This is a genomic window from Solibacillus sp. FSL W7-1464 (assembly GCF_038004425.1).
Lineage (GTDB): Bacteria > Bacillota > Bacilli > Bacillales_A > Planococcaceae > Solibacillus.
This window is the reverse complement of the sequence record NZ_JBBORC010000001.1, coordinates 560,687-581,186: the sequence shown is the minus strand read 5'-3', so window position 1 is coordinate 581,186 and position 20,500 is coordinate 560,687. Positions and strand designations below refer to the sequence as shown.

The 20,500-nt window shown below is 41.4% G+C and carries 18 protein-coding genes; 1 reads left to right on the top strand and 17 read right to left on the bottom strand.

Annotated elements, in window-relative coordinates; all coding sequences use genetic code 11:
- Positions 1-138 precede the first annotated feature (138 nt).
- The 8 genes from MKZ25_RS02880 to MKZ25_RS02845 form a co-directional block, all read right to left on the bottom strand.
- Positions 139-711 (bottom strand): thymidine kinase, encoded by a 573-nt coding sequence (locus MKZ25_RS02880; protein ID WP_340800055.1) that lies wholly within the window; start codon positions 709-711, stop codon positions 139-141.
- Between the two features lie 430 nt (positions 712-1,141).
- Positions 1,142-1,342 (bottom strand): 50S ribosomal protein L31, encoded by a 201-nt coding sequence (gene rpmE / locus MKZ25_RS02875; RefSeq protein WP_079524632.1) that lies wholly within the window; start codon positions 1,340-1,342, stop codon positions 1,142-1,144.
- Between the two features lie 250 nt (positions 1,343-1,592).
- Positions 1,593-2,876, bottom strand: coding sequence for a transcription termination factor Rho (gene rho / locus MKZ25_RS02870; protein WP_340800054.1), 1,284 nt, complete (start codon positions 2,874-2,876; stop codon positions 1,593-1,595).
- A gap of 199 nt (positions 2,877-3,075) precedes the next feature.
- The gene (glpX, locus tag MKZ25_RS02865) at positions 3,076-4,041 is read right to left on the bottom strand and encodes a class II fructose-bisphosphatase (protein WP_079524630.1); all 966 of its coding nucleotides are present in this window, start codon (positions 4,039-4,041) and stop codon (positions 3,076-3,078) included.
- 156 nt (positions 4,042-4,197) lie between these two features.
- Positions 4,198-5,475, bottom strand: coding sequence for a UDP-N-acetylglucosamine 1-carboxyvinyltransferase (locus tag MKZ25_RS02860; protein WP_340800053.1), 1,278 nt, complete (start codon positions 5,473-5,475; stop codon positions 4,198-4,200).
- A gap of 64 nt (positions 5,476-5,539) precedes the next feature.
- Positions 5,540-6,190 (bottom strand): fructose-6-phosphate aldolase, encoded by a 651-nt coding sequence (gene fsa, locus MKZ25_RS02855; protein WP_340800052.1) that lies wholly within the window; start codon positions 6,188-6,190, stop codon positions 5,540-5,542.
- A gap of 211 nt (positions 6,191-6,401) precedes the next feature.
- Positions 6,402-7,256 carry a class II fructose-bisphosphate aldolase gene (locus MKZ25_RS02850; RefSeq protein ID WP_340800051.1) on the bottom strand — a complete coding sequence of 285 codons (855 nt, stop codon included), beginning with the start codon at positions 7,254-7,256 and terminating at the stop codon, positions 6,402-6,404.
- A 187-nt stretch (positions 7,257-7,443) separates the two neighbouring features.
- Positions 7,444-7,815 carry a response regulator gene (locus tag MKZ25_RS02845; RefSeq protein WP_340800050.1) on the bottom strand — a complete coding sequence of 124 codons (372 nt, stop codon included), beginning with the start codon at positions 7,813-7,815 and terminating at the stop codon, positions 7,444-7,446.
- A 130-nt stretch (positions 7,816-7,945) separates the two neighbouring features.
- Here MKZ25_RS02845 and MKZ25_RS02840 point away from each other — a divergent pair, with 130 nt between their 5' ends.
- Positions 7,946-8,518: a DUF2529 domain-containing protein gene (locus tag MKZ25_RS02840; protein WP_340800049.1), complete on the top strand. Its 573-nt coding sequence runs from the start codon at positions 7,946-7,948 to the stop codon at positions 8,516-8,518.
- Between the two features lie 107 nt (positions 8,519-8,625).
- Here MKZ25_RS02840 and MKZ25_RS02835 read toward each other — a convergent pair whose 3' ends face one another.
- The 9 genes from MKZ25_RS02835 to MKZ25_RS02795 form a co-directional block, all read right to left on the bottom strand.
- Entirely contained in the window at positions 8,626-10,230 is a 1,605-nt protein-coding gene (locus MKZ25_RS02835) for a CTP synthase (RefSeq protein ID WP_340800048.1), read from the bottom strand.
- A 236-nt stretch (positions 10,231-10,466) separates the two neighbouring features.
- Positions 10,467-11,051 carry a DNA-directed RNA polymerase subunit delta gene (gene rpoE / locus MKZ25_RS02830; RefSeq protein ID WP_340800047.1) on the bottom strand — a complete coding sequence of 195 codons (585 nt, stop codon included), beginning with the start codon at positions 11,049-11,051 and terminating at the stop codon, positions 10,467-10,469.
- A gap of 32 nt (positions 11,052-11,083) precedes the next feature.
- Positions 11,084-11,218: a hypothetical protein gene (locus MKZ25_RS02825; RefSeq protein ID WP_340800046.1), complete on the bottom strand. Its 135-nt coding sequence runs from the start codon at positions 11,216-11,218 to the stop codon at positions 11,084-11,086.
- A gap of 350 nt (positions 11,219-11,568) precedes the next feature.
- The gene (gene icmF / locus MKZ25_RS02820) at positions 11,569-14,811 is read right to left on the bottom strand and encodes a fused isobutyryl-CoA mutase/GTPase IcmF (protein ID WP_340800045.1); all 3,243 of its coding nucleotides are present in this window, start codon (positions 14,809-14,811) and stop codon (positions 11,569-11,571) included.
- Positions 14,812-14,903: 92 nt separating this feature from the next.
- The gene (locus tag MKZ25_RS02815; RefSeq protein WP_339197493.1) at positions 14,904-15,539 is read right to left on the bottom strand and encodes a TetR/AcrR family transcriptional regulator; all 636 of its coding nucleotides are present in this window, start codon (positions 15,537-15,539) and stop codon (positions 14,904-14,906) included.
- 3 nt (positions 15,540-15,542) lie between these two features.
- Entirely contained in the window at positions 15,543-16,679 is a 1,137-nt protein-coding gene (locus MKZ25_RS02810) for an acyl-CoA dehydrogenase (protein WP_340800044.1), read from the bottom strand.
- A gap of 317 nt (positions 16,680-16,996) precedes the next feature.
- Positions 16,997-18,133 carry an acyl-CoA dehydrogenase gene (locus MKZ25_RS02805; RefSeq protein ID WP_340800043.1) on the bottom strand — a complete coding sequence of 379 codons (1,137 nt, stop codon included), beginning with the start codon at positions 18,131-18,133 and terminating at the stop codon, positions 16,997-16,999.
- Between the two features lie 9 nt (positions 18,134-18,142).
- A complete protein-coding gene (locus MKZ25_RS02800) occupies positions 18,143-18,997 on the bottom strand; it encodes a 3-hydroxybutyryl-CoA dehydrogenase (RefSeq protein WP_340800042.1) in 855 nt (284 codons plus the stop codon).
- Between the two features lie 13 nt (positions 18,998-19,010).
- On the bottom strand, positions 19,011-20,201 hold the full coding sequence (locus MKZ25_RS02795) for an acetyl-CoA C-acetyltransferase (RefSeq protein WP_340800041.1): 1,191 nt from the start codon (positions 20,199-20,201) through the stop codon (positions 19,011-19,013).
- Positions 20,202-20,500 lie beyond the last annotated feature (299 nt).

The following is a 20,500-nucleotide window of genomic DNA, read 5'->3' as shown; positions in this document are numbered from 1 at the left end:
TTATAATCCACGTTAAAATGCACCTTTACTAGTATAAAGAAATTTTACGGTTGTTGCTACATCTATGTTGAACTTTCTTCATATCATTTACACATTGGCATTTCATTTAATTAAATTTCGTTGCAATGTTGCATTAAATTATAGTGGTGGATTGGAATGGCATTTGCGGCAAACAGGGTAATAACTATCATTACCCCCAATTTGAATTTGATCACCAGTACGGACGGGTTTTTTATTTTCATCTACACGTAAATTCATTGTCGCTTTCTTATGGCAGAACCAGCAAATTGTTTTCATTTCCTCAATTTTATCCGCGTAAATCGTCATATAACGGCTGCCTTCAAACAGCTCGTTCTGAAAGTCATTCTTTAACCCGAACCCCATAACGGGAATGTTCAGCTCATCGACAATCTGAGTCAGCTGCAAAACATGTTCTTTAGATAAAAATTGTACTTCGTCTACAAGTACACAATATAATTTTTCATCGTGTTTTTCTACAATTTCATACATATTTGTATCACCAAAAACCGCGATTGCCGGTCGTTTTAAACCAATTCGGCTAGAAACCGTTCCGACTTCATCACGCGTGTCAATTCCAGAAGTAAAGATCAGTACCGCTTTATTTTGTTCTTCATAGTTGTGGGCAACTTTTAAAATTTCAATCGATTTCCCGCTATTCATCGCCCCATGTTTATAAAATAATTGCGCCATTTCTATTTCCTCGTTTCTAATTAAAATTACAAGTTCGTTTTCCCCAATAAAAAACCTTGAGCATCAATCTCAAGGTCAACTTTTCACTTCTTTTATCTTAGCTAGTTTTTTCCCATTCGTCTATTGCAAAAGGCGCTCTCTTTATTAGAATATTTCTCCTGAGAAAAACATGTGAGAAAGATTCTAATATCTTCTAATATCTTCTAATTTTTTCTAATATACTTTTATTTTTTTCTAATATAGTTCCGAGCTTCTAATATAATATGTACATTTTCTAATATTCGGTTGCGATTTTCAAATAAACGTTTCGGATTGTCTAATAACCCGCAATAGTTTTCTAATAACTGCGTAATATCTTCTAATTAAACAATACGGATGCCCCATAAAAATTAAAAACCCATTTCCAGCAATGTGGAAATGGGCAGAGGTATTACTTAATACCGTATTTTTTGTTGAAGCGATCAACACGTCCGTCAGCAGAAGCGAACTTTTGACGACCTGTATAGAATGGGTGACATTCGTTACAGAACTCGATTGAGATCTTTTCTTTAACTGAACCTGTTTCAAAAGTGTTACCACAAGAGCAAGTTACTGTTGCTACTTTGTAATCTGGGTGGATACCTTGTTTCATATTCGTTTTCTCCTCTCGCCCTGAACCATCCGGAACAGAGTATTTTCGAACTGCACCTTACATAGCCCGAATATGTCACTACATACGTAATGTGTTGAGGCCAGCTATATATGTGCACGTTTCATACTTAAAGAAGTATAGCAAGTTTTAAAAAAGGTTGCAACTATTTTATATTATTTTACGAAATTGAATGTATGTAGTTCCCACTCAATCAAGAACTTGATGCCCATTTCGGCAAATCTTCTAAAATCTATAACAACCCTTTACCGTTCGTCGCTTTCTTCATATCCGTATCAAGCTTATCGAAGAATTCTTCATTTGTTTTTGTTGTGCGTAGTTTACGTAAGAACTTTTCACCGAAGTCATGTGAATCGCTGAATGTTTTACGGATTGCCCATAATTTATCAAGCTGGTCTTTCGGAATAAGAAGTTCCTCTTTACGTGTACCTGAACGGCGGATATCGATTGCAGGGAAAATACGGCGTTCTGCCAAGCTGCGATCCAAGTGCAGTTCCAGGTTACCCGTTCCTTTAAATTCTTCATAAATTACTTCGTCCATACGGCTGCCTGTATCAACAAGAGCAGTCGCTAAAATTGTTAAACTGCCGCCCTCTTCAATATTGCGGGCTGAACCGAAGAACCGTTTCGGACGGTGGAATGCAGCAGGGTCAATACCACCTGAAAGTGTACGGCCGCTTGGCGGGATTACTAAGTTATAAGCACGCGCCAAACGTGTAATCGAGTCCATTAAGATAATAACATCGCGTTTTTGTTCTACGAGACGTCGTGCACGTTCCAATACGATTTCCGCGACTTTCACATGGTTTTCGGGCACTTCATCAAACGTTGAAGATACTACGTCTGCATTTACTGAACGCTCGATATCCGTTACTTCTTCCGGACGCTCATCAATAAGTAGAACGATCAATTCCGCTTCCGGATGGTTTGTCGTAATCGCGTTGGCAATTTCTTTTAATAACGATGTTTTACCTGCTTTTGGCGGTGCAACGATTAACCCACGCTGACCAAAACCGACTGGCGCTACTAAATCCATAATACGCGTCGAAAGTTTTGTAGGAACCGTTTCCAATTTTATATGGCGATTCGGGTAAAGCGGTGTTAATGCCGGGAAATGCACACGCTCTTTTGCAACTTCTGGGTCCTCGCCGTTTACAGCATCAACTTGCAATAAGCCATAGTAACGTTCATTTTCTTTTGGCGGACGAACTTTCCCTGAAACTTTATCACCATTTCGTAAATCGAAGCGACGAATTTGGGATGCAGAAATGTAAATATCCTCTTTTGAAGGTGAGTAGTTAATCGGGCGCAGGAATCCGAAGCCGTCTGTAGGAATAATCTCCAAAACGCCTTCCATGAAGAAGAAGCCTTCTTGTTCAGAGCGGGTTTTTAAGATTGCAAAAATCAGTTCCTTTTTATTTAGCTTACTAGCATTCGATAATTTATATTGCTTCGCTAAAGCATATAATTCTTTTAATGTCATGCTTTCTAATTGAGCAATTGTTAATGCTGTCATACGTTTTCTCCAGTCTATTAAAATTTAATTTGAAAAAAATTAAGTTATTGAAAGATTGTTTAGGAATTTGTGTAAGAGAAGTATACTACACTTTATTTGAAAGATGCCCAGTTTTTACACCGGGCATTTATTATATTATAGTGCAAGTAATTTGAAAATGGGCATTTTCTATTTGAGGCTACTTACATTATACGGGAAGTTAAATTTGGTCATACTTTGGTTTTTTTTCAATGCTGTGGCGTCCTTCGATAAAACGTACTGTCCCTGTTTTTGCACGCATGACAACTGAATGTGTAAGCGCGTAGGAACCTTTATATTGAACACCGCGTAAAAGTTCCGAATCCGTTACAGCTGTCGCTGCAAAAATCGCATCATCGCCTTTTACCAGGTCCTCCATCATTAATACTTTATCTACGTCGACTCCCATTTTAACGCAACGTGCAAGCTGTTCTTCATCTTCAGGTACTAGTTTCGCTTGGAAATCGCCGCCTAAACATTTTAAAGCAACTGCCGCAATAACGCCTTCCGGGGCACCACCCATACCGAACATAATATCGATACCAGTTTCATCGAATGCTGTGTTGATCGCTGCACCTACATCACCGTCTTGGATGAATTTAATACGTGCACCGGCTTCACGGATTTCATCGACAATATGCTGATGACGCGGACGGTCTAAAAGTGTTGCTACAACATCTGAAATATCTTTATTTTTAGCTTTTGCCACTTGCAGTAAGTTGTACGTAACAGAAGCGTTAATATCAACTTTTCCAGCTGCTTCCGGTCCTACTGCTATTTTATCCATATACATATCAGGCGCATTTAATAGATTGCCACGGTCTGCAATTGCCAGTACTGTCATCGCACCATTTGTTCCTTTTGCTACGATATTGGTACCTTCTAATGGATCTACTGCAATATCAACTTCAGGTCCGCCATTTCGAAGCCCTAATTCTTCACCGATATAAAGCATCGGTGCTTCATCCATTTCTCCCTCACCAATTACAACTGTCGCATGCATTGGGATTGTATCAAACATAACACGCATCGCTGTTGTTGCTGCGTCGTCCGCTTCATTTTTAAGTCCGCGTCCCATCCATTTCGCTGATGCAATCGCTGCTGCTTCTGTTACACGTACTACTTCCATTGATAAACTACGTTCCATTTTGTGTTTGCCTCCTGTAATCGGTTAAAACCGATTTTAACAGCCTAAATTAACTGCTTTTTTGAATTGTATTATGAACTAACATATTTTTATTACCCGAATATATATTATCATACTCACATCGTTGCGCGGTTCTCTTCACGAATTATAGCAAATTTATGCATTTTTCTTTGTATTAATGACAATGGACTCTTTACGAATATTTGCACCGATTGCACACAGCTTTTCGATTAATGAACTATAGCCGCGTTCAATATGGTAAATATCGTGAATTTCTGTTTCACCTTTTGCGATTAGTCCAGCCAATACTAATGCCGCACCCGCGCGTAAATCTGTTGCCGTTACTGTGGATCCTTCCAAAGATGCAGGTCCTTGAATGATGGCAGTATTGCCTTCAACACGGGCTTTTGCATTCATACGTCGCAGTTCGTCTATATGCTTGAAACGGGCAGAGTAAATCGTATCCGTAATCATCGAAGTACCTTCCGCCTGTGTCATTAATACAGATAAAGGCTGTTGAACATCTGTCGGGAATCCTGGATAGACAAGTGTTTTCACATCAATTGCCTGCAGTTTCTTCTGCTTGGAAATGTAGATGCTTTCTTCGTTCTCTTCCACACTTACACCCATTTCGCGAAGTTTCGCTGTGACAGCCTCCATATGAAGCGGAATGACATTATCGACAAGTACACCATCACCAATCGCTGCAGCCATAATCATAAATGTAGCTGCTTCAATCCGGTCCGGTATAATTGTATGTTTTGTACCTTTTAGCTCATCGACACCTTCAATACGAATAACGCTCGTTCCTGCTCCTTTAATGTTGGCACCCATATTTGTTAATAGTGTCGCAACATCAATAATTTCAGGTTCTTTCGCTGCATTTTCGATAGTAGTTTTCCCTTTTGCACGAACTGCCGCCAGCATAATGTTAATTGTTGCGCCGACACTTGCAACATCCAGATAAATCTTCGCCCCGATCAGTTCTTCTGCACGTAAATAAATTGCCCCGTGCTCATTTGTTACTTTTGCTCCTAAAGCTTCAAAACCTTTAATATGCTGATCAATTGGACGCGGCCCTAAAAAACACCCGCCTGGCATGCCGATAACCGCTTGTTTAAAACGTCCCAGCATGGCACCCATCATATAATAGGAGGCACGTAATTTTTTTACATTGCCGTTTGGCAGCGGCATGGCAACCATTTTTGATGGATCAATCGTCATCTTGCCATTTTCGAATGTTACTTCGCCGCCAATTTCTTCTAGTAGTGCTTTTAACGTCCATGCATCTGAAATCTCTGGAATTCCTCCAATAGTAACGGAAGAATCAGCCAAAATTGATGCAGGAATTAAAGCAACTGCGCTATTTTTTGCACCGCTAACGGTTATTTTACCTTTTAGACGATTTCCACCTTGAATTTTATAAACATCCATTTTGTGTTCTCCCTTACATTGGACAAAATTTCACAGTTAAGTCTGCTGCTGTGAGGTATTCTTATTATTTCCCTTCACGCTTTGCCCAATCCGCTAAAAATCCTTCAATTCCTTTGTCTGTTAATGGATGATTAAACAGTTGCTGTAAAACTTTATATGGAGTTGTTGAAATATGTGCGCCAGCTAATGCAGCTTGCGTAATATGTTGCGGGTGACGAATAGATGCGGCAATAATTTCCGTTTCAATTTCGTGGATAGCAAACATTTCAGCAATTTCACGGATTAACTCAACGCCATCTTGACCAATATCATCTAAACGTCCTAAAAACGGAGATACATAAGTAGCGCCTGCACGTGCTGCCATCAATGCTTGGTTTGCAGAGAAAATCAATGTCACGTTCGTTTTAATCCCTTTTTCAGAGAAGTGCTTACATGCTTTCAATCCTTCCGGAGTCATTGGAAGTTTTACAGTAATATTCGGGTGAATCGCTGCCAATTCTTCCCCTTCACGAATCATTCCTTCAGCGTCTAAAGAAATTACTTCGCCAGAAACCGAACCGTTTACTAACTCTGCAATTTCACGTAAGCGGTCGTGGAAGTTCACACCTGATTCTTTTGCAACTAATGATGGGTTCGTCGTTACACCTGAAAGAATCCCCCAAGAGTATGCTTCTTTAATTTCGTCAAAGTTTGCTGTATCGATAAAAAATTTCATTATAATAGCCTCCGATTTACAATTGATTATAAAAACACATCTCGCTCAATTTGTGAACGAGATGTCTTATGTTGAAAAACACGTGTTCACAAAGAAAAGTACGCTTATTTTGTGCACTTTTCTTTTGTGGATTCATTATTCCGCATTAATAGGTCGTAATTTGGCTTCTTTGATATCGTAGTGACTCTTGAAAGAAGTTTCACTCTATCAATTAGGCTTTTCCAGAGCTGCCGAATTCGCGCATTTTACCGATTACTGTCGCTTTGATCGCTTCACGAGCCGGACCTAAATATTTACGTGGATCATATGTTTTCTTATCAATTTCCAAAAATTCACGGATAACTTTCGTAGCCGAGATTTGGTTTTCAGTGTTGACATTAATTTTTGCTGTACCTAAAGAAATTGAACGTTGAATATCTTTTGTTGGGATACCAGTTCCACCATGTAATACTAACGGAACGTCTGTTAATGTTGAGATTTCTTCCATTTCAGCAAATCCTAAGTTTGGTTCGCCTTTGTAAGGACCGTGAACAGAACCTAATGCCGGAGCTAAACAGTCAATACCTGTAGCTTCAACCAGTGTTTTACATTCCTGAGGGTTTGCGTACATGATGCCGCCGATGACACCGTCTTCCTCGCCGCCTACAGTACCAAGTTCCGCTTCGACAGATACACCTTTTGCATGTGCATAGTCGACAACTTGTTTAGTCGTTTCAATATTTTCTTCGAATGGATGGTGTGAGGCGTCAATCATAACAGAAGAGAAACCAGCATCGATTGCTTCTTTACATTTATCGAAGCTTGAACCATGATCAAGATGAATAGCTACCGGAACAGTTGTTTTGTAGCTTTCCATTAAACCTTCAACCATTTTTACGACAGCTATGAAACCGCCCATATATTTCCCGGCACCTTCAGAAACACCAAGAATTACCGGTGATTTTTCTTCTTCTGCTGCTTGTAAAATGGCTTGTGTCCATTCTAGGTTGTTAATATTAAATTGACCTACTGCATAACCTTCCGCTTTTGCTTTAATTAACATTTCTTTCATTGAAACTAATGCCATTATTAAAATCCTCCTCGAAGATACATAAATAGTGTGCTGCTAGAAAAACATAGTTTGCGCAAAATGTCTTTTTTAAGTATTTTTTTCATCGTCTATTCTATGCAAAATCACATGAATTGACAAAAACATTTAGATTAATCATAACAAAAACAGACAGTATGCGCTACTGCCTGCTCGCCTGTTTCATTTATATTTTTTCAGTCTTTTCTACTAGTTTATTAACTTCATCCCGTACTTCAAAAATATTAAAAGGTTTCGTAAAGTATTTCACTACACCCAATTCGTTCGCTCTGTCCATCATATGCTGCTCCACATAAGCAGTCATCATCATTACGGGCAGCTCCGGGTGATTTTCTTTCAAACGGGCTAATATCTCCAGTCCGTCCATTCCCGGAATTTTCATATCCAGCAAAACGCAATCAAGAGCATTTTCCTGCGCAATTTTTATTGCATCAAATCCGTTTGCCGCTAAATAAGTTGTGAATCCTTCTTTTTTAAATACTTCATTCAGAAGCATCCTTATCCCCTGCTGATCATCTACTATAAGTATCCCCTTCAATGTGATCCCCCATTATAATAATTTATATAGTTACATTCTATTACTAAGTTGTTTTCCCTTCTTTTATAAAGAGAGTTTGTGCTTTTGCTTTTTTATGTGCACAATTTTATAATAACTTTGAGGTGTAAATATGTCTAAAATTTTAACTACGCAATTAACAGGTCTTCTACAGCGTATTCAGCAAACTGAAGAAGAATCAATTGAGGAAACTGCACGATTATTGGCACAAGCCGCAATTGGACAAGGAACCATTTACTTTGCGGCATTTGGTGAAATGGAAGCTGTTGCAATCAATGCGGAGCTTGGTGAAGGGAATTTTGCCAAGTTTGCCCGCTATACAGAAAATGTTGAACTTCTGCCTGCTGACCGTGTCATTATTTTTACACGTCATGCTACAGATGAACAGGCTTTAAAGCTTGCTCAGCAACTGCATGCAGAGTTCGTCCCGTTTGCGGCTGTCGCAAGTGAAGCAGCCGGCGACGACAATCCGTTAAGTGACCTTGCTTATACGTATATTTCATTGAAAGTGCGCGGCGGCATTTTACCGCATCCTACAAAGCTCGGCGAACGTATCGTTTTCCCGCATCTTTTCGCAGCTCTATATATTTATGAAGCGGTCAAGATGGAATTCGATGAAATGCTCGTGGACGACGATGAAGAGGATGACGGGTTAATGGACAGCCACCCGTCACCATTCGCATAATTTCTCGACGACTCTTATGACCTGTTGGAATAAGAGTCGTCTTTTTATGTAATGAAACAATTCTTAAGAAAAAAGCACGTCCCTTGAAGCAGGACGTGCAAAATCAATTACTTTTTATTGTTAAACGCTGCGCCTACAAACTCACGGAATAGTGGTTGTGGACGTTGCGGACGTGAAATTAGCTCTGGGTGGAACTGGCCAGCCACAAAGAATTTCTTTTCCGGTAATTCAACAATTTCTACTAATTTATTGTTAGGAGATAACCCTGAGAATACCATACCTTCCGCTTCCATCGCTTCACGGAATTCATTGTTGAACTCGTAACGGTGACGGTGACGTTCGTATACTAGCTCTTCACCATCGTAAGCCGCGCGTGCACGAGATCCTTCTTTTAATTTACATGGATATAGACCAAGACGTAGTGTTCCGCCTAAATCTGTATCTTCTGTTTGATCCGGTAGGAAATCGATGATCGGGTACTTCGTGTTTTTGTCCAGTTCTGTTGAATGTGCACCTTCCAAGCCCATGACATTACGTGCAAATTCTACAGTCGCCATTTGCATTCCTAGGCAAATACCGAAGAACGGTACATCGTTTTCACGTGCATAACGGATGGATTCGATTTTTCCTTCAACACCACGGTCGCCGAAACCGCCTGGTACTAAAATACCGTCTGCTTGTCCTAATAGTTCATCAACATTTTCCGCTGTAACGTGCTCAGCATTGATCCAGTCGATTTCGATGTCCGAATTGTATACATAACCTGCATGTTTTAATGCTTCTACAACTGAAATATAAGCATCTTGCAATTCTACGTATTTACCTACTAAAGCGATACGTGTTTTGTGCTCCAGGTTTTTCACTAAATGTACAAGCTCTTTCCAATCGGTCATATCCGCTTTTGGCGCTGTAATGCCGAAATGATCAAGAACAATTTGGTCAAAGCCTTGTGCATGAAGGTTTAATGGCACTTCATATAAATGTTCTGCATCACGTGATTCAATGATATCAGAAGGTTTTACGTCACAGAATAACGCGATTTTTTCTTTCATGTCTTGTGGTACCGGCTGTTCCGTACGCAAAACGATAATATTTGGCTGAATACCTAATGAACGTAACTCTTTTACAGAGTGCTGTGTCGGTTTTGTTTTCATTTCACCAGCTGCTGCGATATAAGGCATTAATGTACAGTGGATGTACATCACATTTTCATGACCTAAATCACGGCGCATTTGACGAATCGCTTCAAGGAAAGAAAGTGATTCAAAGTCACCTACTGTACCACCGATTTCCGTAATAACTACATCCGCAGAAGTTTCACGGCCAGCACGCTGTACACGATCTTTAATTTCATTTGTTACGTGAGGAATTACTTGAACTGTACCACCATTGTAGTCGCCGCGGCGCTCTTTATTCAGTACAGACTGGTATACTTTACCTGAAGTAACAGTCGAGTGTTTACCAAGGTTAATATCGATGAAACGCTCATAGTGACCTAAGTCTAAGTCCGCTTCTGCACCATCATCTGTAACGAAAACTTCACCGTGCTGGTATGGGCTCATTGTACCTGGATCAATATTTAAATATGGATCAAATTTTTGAATTGTTACTTCCAATCCACGATTTTTTAATAGACGACCTAAAGATGCTGCTACAATCCCTTTTCCAAGTGATGAAACTACCCCACCAGTTACGAAAATATACTTTGTCATACAAATTCCTCCTTCTTTTAAAACAAATTAGAAAAACACTCTATTGCTTCTAAAATGCAAGGGAATGTTTTTCTAATTAAAACGCATGAAAAAATAAAAAACGCTCCTCCTGCACTATTTTGCAGGGGGAGCGTATAACTTATACGGTCAATCTCCTCTTTAAAGGAGCCCAAGTAAAAGATTATACGGAACTGAAATAGAAGTCAAGCACTTTCAATTTCCAATGTGAAAATTGATTATTTTAAATCTTCGTCTTCTTCTAATTCCTCATCTAACTCTTCATCGATTTCTTCATCATCCTCGATAATAAATGTATCATCTTCATCGATTATTTCTTCATCGATGTCAGTATCGATTTCTTCAATGTCTTCTTCAACGAAGTCGATGTCCTCGTCCACTTCTTCCTCTTCTTCGTCGTCTACGAACTCATCGTAATCTTCCTCGAATAATACATCCTCTTCTTCAAGGTCGATAATTTCATCTTCATCTTCGTCGTCAACAGCTTTTGCCTTCTTCTTACGTGTCTTAATTGTTGGCGCTGTTTCTTCTTCGATTGTTTCTACTTTATACCACTCACGTAAACCCCATCCATTTTCATGGTTTAATAAGAAACGGCCTTCTACGTTTAAATCTGTATAAAATTGCACTAAACGGGATTTTAATTCCTCATCTGAAATACCATTTAATGCTTGAATTCCTTTTAATAGTTCATTTAACGGCATTGCTTGTTTTTTATCTTCTAGTAGTGCGTATGCTAAGTCGATTAATGACTCTTCTGCTAATTGTTCATCTGTCATACCACGAAAGTTCAAATCGTGCACGTCCTTTCCATTCTTACATGTCTATTTATCAATTACGACTCGGAGTAATTGCGTTTGGATTCGTCTTCCAAATCCTTAACATCTGCCGAAGATCCTATACCCGTTCTTGTCGTTGCTTGTACAACAACTGGATGGATATAAGCATAATACCCATTATATACAAACATGCTATCACTATGCTAGTTTCATTTCTTGTTTTTTAAATTTGTTACTTTTTTATAGGCAACATAAAATAAAATGAAGGATAAAAGCAGCAAAGGGATTGCTGCTAGTTGTCGGTTATATAAAAAGAAGGTTGCGATTAGGCAGGCTAAAATTAAAATATAATGTACATAATGTTGCACTACTTGCGCACCTTCCTTCATCAGATCGTCCATGTATTAACTAGTATAACGAAAATTTCCGCACTCGTGGTATTCCAAGTTCATTTTTTTGCATTTTTTTCAAATAACTAAGGAAATAAGGCCAGTTAATAAGTTGTTTTCCGCTATGCTCCAGGTAACTAATCCGTCCTGCTTTACATATTCCGGCGGTATTGGCCACCTACTTCATAGAGCGCCTGAGTAATTTGGCCGAGGCTCGCTACTTTAACTGTCTCCATTAGTTCTTCAAAAATGTTGCCGCCCGTTTTAGCGACTTCTTTTAATTTATCAAGCGCTTTTTGACTATTGCCCGCATTCGCTTCTTTAAAGCTTGCCAAGTTGGCAATTTGCAAATCTTTTTCTTCTTTGGAAGCGCGCGCGATTTCCATGTTATTGATTGCTTCTTCTGATGGCGGATTCGGGTTTAAGTACGTGTTGACGCCAATAATCGGAAGCTGTCCTGAATGTTTTAAATGCTCATAGTGCATTGATTCTTCCTGGATTTTCCCGCGCTGATACTGTGTTTCCATCGCACCAAGTACCCCGCCGCGATCATTCATGCGGTCGAACTCTTCCAGCACTTTCTCTTCCACAAGCTGTGTAAGTTCCTCGATAATGAATGCCCCTTGTAACGGATTTTCATTTTTCGATAAGCCGTGCTCTTTTGTAATAATCATCTGAATCGCCATCGCGCGGCGTACCGATTCTTCTGTAGGTGTTGTAATTGCCTCATCATATGCATTCGTGTGCAGCGAGTTACAGTTGTCCTGCAATGCCATTAATGCCTGCAATGTAGTACGAATATCATTGAAGTCAATTTCCTGTGCGTGCAGACTGCGGCCTGATGTTTGAATATGATATTTCAGCTTTTGCGAACGGTCATTTGCGCCGTATTTTTCACGCATGACAACAGCCCAGATGCGGCGGGCTACACGACCGATTACTGTATACTCGGGATCCAGACCGTTCGAGAAGAAGAAACTCAAGTTCGGTGCAAAATCATCGATATTCATACCGCGGCTTAAATAGTACTCAACATACGTAAAGCCGTTTGCCAATGTAAATGCAAGCTGTGAAATCGGATTTGCTCCGGCTTCCGCAATATGATAGCCCGAAATGGATACCGAGTAATAGTTACGCACTTTATGATCGATGAAATATTGCTGAATATCGCCCATCATACGCAGCGCAAATTCAGTTGAGAAGATACATGTATTTTGTCCTTGATCCTCTTTCAAAATATCCGCCTGTACAGTACCGCGCACCACTTGCATTGTTTGTTCACGCGTTTCTGTAAATTCTTCGACCGTTAAAGTACGGCCCAGCTCCTGCTCGCGCTTTTGCACTTGCTGATCGATTGCTGTATTCATAAACATTGCCAGAATAATCGGCGCAGGTCCATTAATCGTCATCGATACCGATGTAGAAGGTGCACATAGGTCGAAGCCCGCATAAAGTTTTTTCATATCATCCAATGTACAGACGCTTACACCAGACTCCCCGACTTTTCCGTAAATATCCGGACGTGTATGCGGATCTTCCCCGTATAAAGTTACTGAATCAAATGCCGTCGATAAACGCTTCGCATCATCGTCTTTTGATAAGTAGTGGAAACGCTTATTCGTACGTTCAGGAGTTCCTTCGCCCGCAAATTGACGTTTCGGATCTTCCCCTTCTCGTTTGAACGGGAAAACACCTGCTGTATACGGAAATTCACCTGGTACATTTTCTTTATATACCCAGCGCAAAATTTCCCCGTAATCTTTAAAGTTCGGCAGCACGACTTTCGGAATCTTCAAGCCTGAAAGCGACTCGGTACGCAAAATTGTTTTAATCTCCTTATCACGCACTTTTGTGATGAGCTCGTCGCCAGCATATGCTTCTTTTAATGCATCCCAATTTTTCAGTATACGCTTCGACTCCGCAGTTAATTCATTTTGAACGCCTTCCATTAAAGAATCAATCGATGCCGTTAATGCTGTTTCATTTTCCGGAAGCAGTGCTTTTGTTCCTTCAAGCTGATACCATTTCGTCGCAAGAGCTGCCTGCTGTTCCGCATGCCTATGATAGTTTCTGATTGTTTCCGAGATTTCGCGTAAGTAATAGCGACGGTCATTCGGAATAACGATGTTTTGCTTTTGTGTTTTAACAAATTGCTCATACGATGTTTCCCAGCCCGAGCCGAACTTCTCGTTAATCTTCGCTACGAGTGCAGCAAATAATGAGTTCGTCCCTAGATCGTTGAACTGTGAAGCAATCGTTCCGAATACAGGCATATGATCAAGCGGTTCTTCCCATAGCTCACGTGAACGCTGGTATTGTTTCTGAACTTGACGCAATGCATCTTCGGAGCCTTTTCGTTCAAACTTGTTGATCGCAATCAAATCCGCAAAATCGATCATATCGATTTTTTCAAGCTGTGTCGGGGCACCGAATTCGCTCGTCATTACATACATTGATAGGTCTGTATATTTTGTAATTTCGGCATCGCCTTGCCCGATACCACTTGTTTCAACAAGGATCAGATCAAATCCTGCTGTGCGCACAACATCGAGCACATCCCCAATTGAACTTGATAATTCTGTATGGGAGCCACGTGTTGCTAAACTGCGCATATAGACGCGGTTGTTAAAGATGGCATTCATGCGGATACGGTCACCTAATAAAGCCCCGCCCGTTTTTTGTTTTGTCGGGTCAACTGAAATAATCGCAAGTTTTTTATCCGGGAATTCTTGCAGGAATCGGCGGATCAGTTCATCTGTCAACGAAGATTTCCCTGCCCCACCTGTCCCGGTAATCCCAATAACCGGTGTATTTAAACTTTTAGTCCGTGCAAGCTGCAGCATTTCTTCAATTTCCGCATCTCCGCCATTTTCGGCAGCTGTAATCAAATTCGCCAAAATTTCCGGTGTATCGGTCGTAAGCTGTTCTAAAAGTTCAATGTAATTTCCTTTTAGTGTAGAAAAATCCGCACCTTCAAGCTTTTTGTTAATCATCCCTTGTAAACCTAATTGGCGCCCATCTTCCGGCGAAAAAATACCGGCAATTCCGTAATCATGCAGTTCCTTAATTTCGCGTGGCAATATGACACCACCACCGCCACCGAAAATTTTAATATGCGGTGCCCCTTTTTCGCGAAGCAGATCGTACATATATTTGAAATATTCGATATGACCGCCTTGATATGAAGATAGTGCCACCCCTTGTGCATCTTCCTGAATCGCAGCATTCACCACTTCCTCTACAGAACGATTGTGTCCTAGGTGAATGACTTCCGCTCCGCTTGACTGTAAAATTCGACGCATAATATTAATTGACGCATCATGCCCGTCAAAAAGGCTTGATGCTGTGACAAAGCGAATATGATGTTTTGGTTTGTATACTTCAGTTTTCCCCATTTTAATAACCCCTTTGTTATGCTGAAATAATGAAAAATCACCATGAGAAGCAAACTCTATAAATAGTTGCTCTACATGGCGATTCTCCTTCCCTAATTTTCAAACTGCATAATGCCTTGTAAAAACATGGTTGTTTGCAAGTTTATATATTGATCGATCGTATATCGTTTTTGCAGTGCCCACTTACGGAATGCCCAACTTTGCCCCTGTACGACGATGTGGTTTGCCGCTAAATAGATTGCATCTTCAGACAGTGATAAATTGCCGGCTGCTACACAATCTTTCAAGATGCGCTCGAAAATCGCGACCATTTCAAGTTCCTTATCGAGAATGTAATGCATCGCAGCTTTTGGCAATGACTTCGTTTCCTGATACATAATCGTAAACTCCTCAGGCATTTGATCAATTAGCAAATAATACTGACGGATCGCCTGTTTCAAGCCTTCGATCGTCCCTGTATCGGAAGGGAAATCAGTTAAGCATTTCGTTACTTCATTGAAAATATTGTCACACACTAAAAATAAAACATCTTCTTTCGTCCGAATATATTCATATAAAGTCCCGATAGAAAAACCGGCCGCTTTTGCAAGTTCCCTTGTCGTTGCACGATGGAATCCTTTTTCTTTGAACAGCTTCACACCTGCATCGATAATTTGCTGACGGCGTGCGATAATTTTATTTTCATCTTTTATTGACGATTGGACATGCAGCTTATCATTTTTCGCCATAGGCTATTTCGTAATCATACGCGAAATTACGAGGCGTTGGATTTCTTGTGTACCTTCATAAATTTGCGTAATTTTTGCATCGCGCATATAACGCTCTACCGGGTAATCCTTCGTATAGCCATAGCCGCCGAATACTTGAACAGCTTCTGTCGTTACTTTCATCGCTGTATCACCCGCAAGCAGTTTTGCCATTGCCGATGCTTTTCCGTATGGTAGGTCGTTTGATTCCAACCATGCTGCCTGGTACGTCAATAAACGAGAAGCTTCAATTTCTGTTGCCATATCCGCTAACTTGAATGATACACCCTGGTTTGCTGTAATCGGCTTACCGAATTGAACACGCTCTTTCGCATAATCAACTGCTGCATCCAATGCACCCTGCGCAATACCTACCGCTTGAGCTGCAATTCCGTTTCGACCGCCATCCAGTGTTTTCATCGCGATAATGAAACCTTGGCCTTCTTCGCCCAGTACGTTTTCTTTCGGTACACGGCAGTTGTCAAAAATGATTTCTGTCGTTGGAGATGAACGGATCCCTAGCTTTCTCTCTTTTTTCCCTACAGAGAATCCTGGGAAGTCCGATTCAACGATAAAAGCAGTCGTACCATTTTTCGCTTCCGGATCGGTAACCGCAAATACTACATAAATATCTGCTACCCCGCCATTTGTAATAAAGATTTTCGAACCGTTTAAAATATAGTCATCGCCGTCTTTTACTGCATATGTTTTCATTCCGCCTGCATCTGAACCTGAAGCCGGCTCTGTTAAGCCGTAAGCTCCGATTTTTTTACCTTCTGCCATTGGACGAAGGTATTTTTGCTTCTGCTCTTCGTTGCCGAATTTGAAAATTGGCCAGCCTGCAAGTGATGTATGTGCTGAGAGTGTTACCCCTGTAGATGCACAAACACGTGATAATTCTTCAACTGCGATACAGTACGCCAAGTAGTCGAACCCTGCCCCACCGTATTCTTCCGGCCAAGGAATCCCTGTTAAGCCAAGCTCAGCCATTTTATCGAAAATACCGCGGTCAAATTCTTCGTGCTCGTCGCGGTGCTCTGCTGTTGGTGCTACTTCATTGATTGCAAAATCGCGAATCATTTCGCGTAATTGTTGGTGTTCTTCTGATAATTGAAAGTTCATTTCCCCATGTCCCCTTTAAATTAGATTTCCCGTTGATTTCCGTTACGGTTACGCTTTCCGCGGGCACGAGGCCAACAGGATGTTGGTCACAAAAGCGTCGCCACAGGACGTGGCGTTCTTAGCTTTTGTTCCTAGTCTCGGGCGTCGTGCTTTTCCCGCTGGAAGCTTTGCTTGTGACTGCCGCTTACGCTTTCGTCACAGAGAAAATCTTGTAGCGAAAGGCGCTAGCCGTCAGCTGGTATTTAGCAGTGCGAAAGGTAAAACCGTCAGCACGAACACTCGAACCTCCACTTCAATCAACAATATTTTTAAGTACGTCATCCAATCACATGCTTACTAATGACGATGCGTTGGATTTCGCTTGTGCCTTCGTAGATTTGTGTTACTTTTGCGTCGCGGAAATAGCGTTCTACCGGATAGTCTTCGGTATAGCCGTAGCCACCGAAAATTTGTACGGCTTCGATTGCTGTATCCATTGCTGTTTGAGATGCGAACAGTTTTGCCATTGATGCCTCTTTTCCGCATGACAGCCCTTCACTGCGCATGTTTGCTGCCCGGTAAACGAGCAGTTTCGAAGCTTCGACCGCTGTAGCCATATCGGCAAGCTTAAAGCCGACCCCTTGCTGCTTGGCGATTGGTTTTCCGAACTGGATGCGCTCTTTTGCATAGGCAGTTGCCGCTTCGAGTGCCGCTTCGGCAATTCCTAAACTTTGAGCGGCGATTCCGATTCTTCCTACATCCAAGTTGGCCATCGCTATTTTAAAGCCGTCTCCTTCTTGCCCGAGCAGGTTCTCTGCAGGCACTCTCATATTTTCAAATGTTAGCTGTACTGTACGTGAGCCGTGCAGCCCCATTTTCCGCTCGTCTTTTCCGATAATCAGACCCGGTGTATTTTTTTCTACGATAAATGCTGAAATCCCGCGTGAACCGGCTTCCGGATTTGTGGAAGCAAATACGATATACACGTCAGCTTCCCCGCCGTTGGTAATGAACACTTTTGCGCCGTCCAATACGTAGTGATCACCGTCTCGTACTGCCTTTGTTTTCAGTGAACCTGCATCACTGCCAGCGCCAGGCTCCGTTAAACAAAATGCTCCGATCGATTCGCCACTTGCCAGCTTCGGTACATATTTTTTCTTTTGGTCTTCATTGCCGAAATATAGAATCGGGTTTGTGCCGACAGAAGTATGCACTGACAAAATAACGCCCATTACCGCGCTTACTTTCGACAGCTCATGGATTGCGATAATATAAGAAGTAAAATCCATTTCTGCCCCGCCGTACTCGGCAGGTGCCGTAATTCCCATCAGCCCAAGCTCACCCATTTTCGTCAGCAAATTCCTCGGGAACTGGCCCGCTTCCGTCTGCTCGATAAACGGCTCAATTTCGGTTTTGGCAAAATCACGGACCATGTTACGCATCATCAACTGCTCATCAGTAAATTGTAAATTCATAGAAGTCCCTCAGCTTTCGTATATGTAGAATCCTCGACCACTCTTTTTGCCTAACCAGCCGGCTGCCACATATTTGCGTAATAATGGACATGGACGATATTTACTGTCACCAAGTCCTTCGTGTAAAATTTCCATAATCGACAAGCATGTATCCAATCCGATAAAATCAGCCAGTGTTAATGGACCCATCGGATGATTCATCCCCATTTTCATTACATCGTCAATCGCTTCTTTCGTCGCTACCCCTTCATACAATGCATAAATTGCTTCATTGATCATCGGCAGTAAAATACGATTTGAAATAAAGCCCGGGAAGTCATTTACTTCCACACCTGTTTTCCCCAGCTGCTTTGTCATGTCTGCAACCGTTTCATACACTTCATCCGATGTTGCCAAACCACGGATAATTTCCACAAGCTTCATGACCGGTACCGGATTCATAAAGTGCATGCCAATTACTTGCTCCGGACGTTTTGTCACTGCCGCAATTTCAGTAATCGGTAAGCTCGACGTATTCGTAGCTAAAATCGCATGCTTAGGTGCAATTTCATCAAGCTCCTTGAAAATCGATTGTTTAATGTCCATGTTTTCGACTGCTGCTTCAATGATAATGTCCGCATTTTTCGCGTCTTCAATCGTCAATGATTTAGTAATACGAGCTAAAACAGCCGATTTTTCTTCTTCTGTTTTACGGCCCTTTTCAACATCACGTGCCAAGTTTTTCGTGATTGTATTTAAACCGCGTTCGAAAAACTCTTCCTTCATATCATTTAAAATGACATCATAGCCTGCTTGTGCACAAACTTGCGCGATCCCGGAACCCATTTGTCCTGCTCCGATGACCATTACTTTTTGAATCGCCATTTATTTCATCCCCTTAGTTTGTAACTTCGATTAATACCGCGTCCCCTTGACCGCCGCCTGAACAAATAGCCGCAATTCCTAAACCGCCCCCACGACGCTTCAGTTCATAAGCGAGCGTTAAAATAATACGGGCACCACTAGCTCCAATCGGATGACCTAATGCTACGGCACCCCCGTTTACATTTACTTTGCTCTCATCGAGTCCGCTAATTTGATTGCTTACTAGAGCAACCGCTGCGAACGCTTCATTAATTTCAATTAAATCAATGTCAGCCAATGTTTTACCAGACTTTTTAAGCAACTCATTTATTACGAGTCCCGGTGTTTGCGGGAAATCTTCCGGTGCTACCCCAACTTCCGCATGTGCAAGAATTGTTGCGAGCGGCTTACGGTTTTCCTGCTGTGCTCTTTCTTCACTCATTAGAACTAGTGCACATGCTCCGTCGTTTACACCAGGCGCATTTCCGGCTGTAATTGTGCCATCACTGCTGAACGCCGATTTTAATTTTGTTAGCGTTTCCAAAGTTGTTCCTGCTCGTGGTGCTTCGTCCGTTTCAATACGAAGCGGATCGCCTTTTCGCTGTGGAATTTCCACTGCTACGATTTCTTCTGCAAATTTACCTGAATCAATTGCTGCAAGTGCTTTTTCATGACTGCGAACTGCCCATGCATCCTGCTGTTCACGGGAAACCTCAAACTTGCTCGCTGTGTCATTACCGTAGATACCCATATGCACTTGTTTAGGATGGAAGGCACAAGACAAACCGTCATATATCATCCCGTCTACTAAACTTGCATCTCCCATACGCAAACCAAATCTCCCTTTTGGTATATAGTACGGTGCGTTTGACATCGATTCCATTCCGCCTGCCACGATCACTTCTTCGTCCCCTAATCGAATAAGCTGATCTGCAAGTGTTACACTGCGCATTCCTGAAGCACATACTTTGTTGATCGTTTCTGTTTTTACATTCCACGGAATTCCCGCTTTTGTTGCAGCTTGCCGAGAAGGAATTTGCCCCTGCCCTGCCTGCAATACGGTTCCAATAATGACTTCATTTACTGCCTCTGCTTCTACATTTGCTTTTGCCAATGCTTCTTTAATTACTATTCCGCCTAAATCACTTGCTGTTAATGAACTTAATGCACCACCAAATTTTCCGAATGGTGTTCGTGCGCCGTCTAAAATGACTGTTCTCGACAATCCATACACCCCTTTGTTTGAATTAATCCGAATTTGTACTTCGCCATCCGTATTGTGAATTTCTGCTGCAGGCTATTAATCTATTAGTATCGATCCCCATCACACACCACTAAAAAAATACCTGTTGCAGTCTGTAATCGTATTTCGACTGAACGCTCGCTCAATCATTGTTTAGAAAAAAATGAGAGTATTTACTACTCTCATTTCTTCGCTTACTTTCATTGTATTAAATCCTTTTTGAATTCGCAACAATTATTCAAATATACTGACTATAAATTTTATTCTCGATAATTCGTATA

Bases quoted from the DNA above. Each gene is read 5' to 3' on its own strand.
- MKZ25_RS02880 (WP_340800055.1), bottom strand. From the start codon at position 711: ATGGCGCAATTATTTTATAAACATGGGGCGATGAATAGCGGGAAATCG.
- rpmE (WP_079524632.1), bottom strand. From the start codon at position 1,342: ATGAAACAAGGTATCCACCCAGATTACAAAGTAGCAACAGTAACTTGC.
- rho (WP_340800054.1), bottom strand. From the start codon at position 2,876: ATGACAGCATTAACAATTGCTCAATTAGAAAGCATGACATTAAAAGAA.
- glpX (WP_079524630.1), bottom strand. From the start codon at position 4,041: ATGGAACGTAGTTTATCAATGGAAGTAGTACGTGTAACAGAAGCAGCA.
- MKZ25_RS02860 (WP_340800053.1), bottom strand. From the start codon at position 5,475: ATGGATGTTTATAAAATTCAAGGTGGAAATCGTCTAAAAGGTAAAATA.
- fsa (WP_340800052.1), bottom strand. From the start codon at position 6,190: ATGAAATTTTTTATCGATACAGCAAACTTTGACGAAATTAAAGAAGCA.
- MKZ25_RS02850 (WP_340800051.1), bottom strand. From the start codon at position 7,256: ATGGCATTAGTTTCAATGAAAGAAATGTTAATTAAAGCAAAAGCGGAA.
- MKZ25_RS02840 (WP_340800049.1), top strand. From the start codon at position 7,946: ATGTCTAAAATTTTAACTACGCAATTAACAGGTCTTCTACAGCGTATT.
- MKZ25_RS02835 (WP_340800048.1), bottom strand. From the start codon at position 10,230: ATGACAAAGTATATTTTCGTAACTGGTGGGGTAGTTTCATCACTTGGA.
- MKZ25_RS02825 (WP_340800046.1), bottom strand. From the start codon at position 11,218: ATGTTTGTATATAATGGGTATTATGCTTATATCCATCCAGTTGTTGTA.
- icmF (WP_340800045.1), bottom strand. From the start codon at position 14,811: ATGGGGAAAACTGAAGTATACAAACCAAAACATCATATTCGCTTTGTC.
- MKZ25_RS02815 (WP_339197493.1), bottom strand. From the start codon at position 15,539: ATGGCGAAAAATGATAAGCTGCATGTCCAATCGTCAATAAAAGATGAA.
- MKZ25_RS02810 (WP_340800044.1), bottom strand. From the start codon at position 16,679: ATGAACTTTCAATTATCAGAAGAACACCAACAATTACGCGAAATGATT.
- MKZ25_RS02805 (WP_340800043.1), bottom strand. From the start codon at position 18,133: ATGAATTTACAATTTACTGATGAGCAGTTGATGATGCGTAACATGGTC.
- MKZ25_RS02800 (WP_340800042.1), bottom strand. From the start codon at position 18,997: ATGGCGATTCAAAAAGTAATGGTCATCGGAGCAGGACAAATGGGTTCC.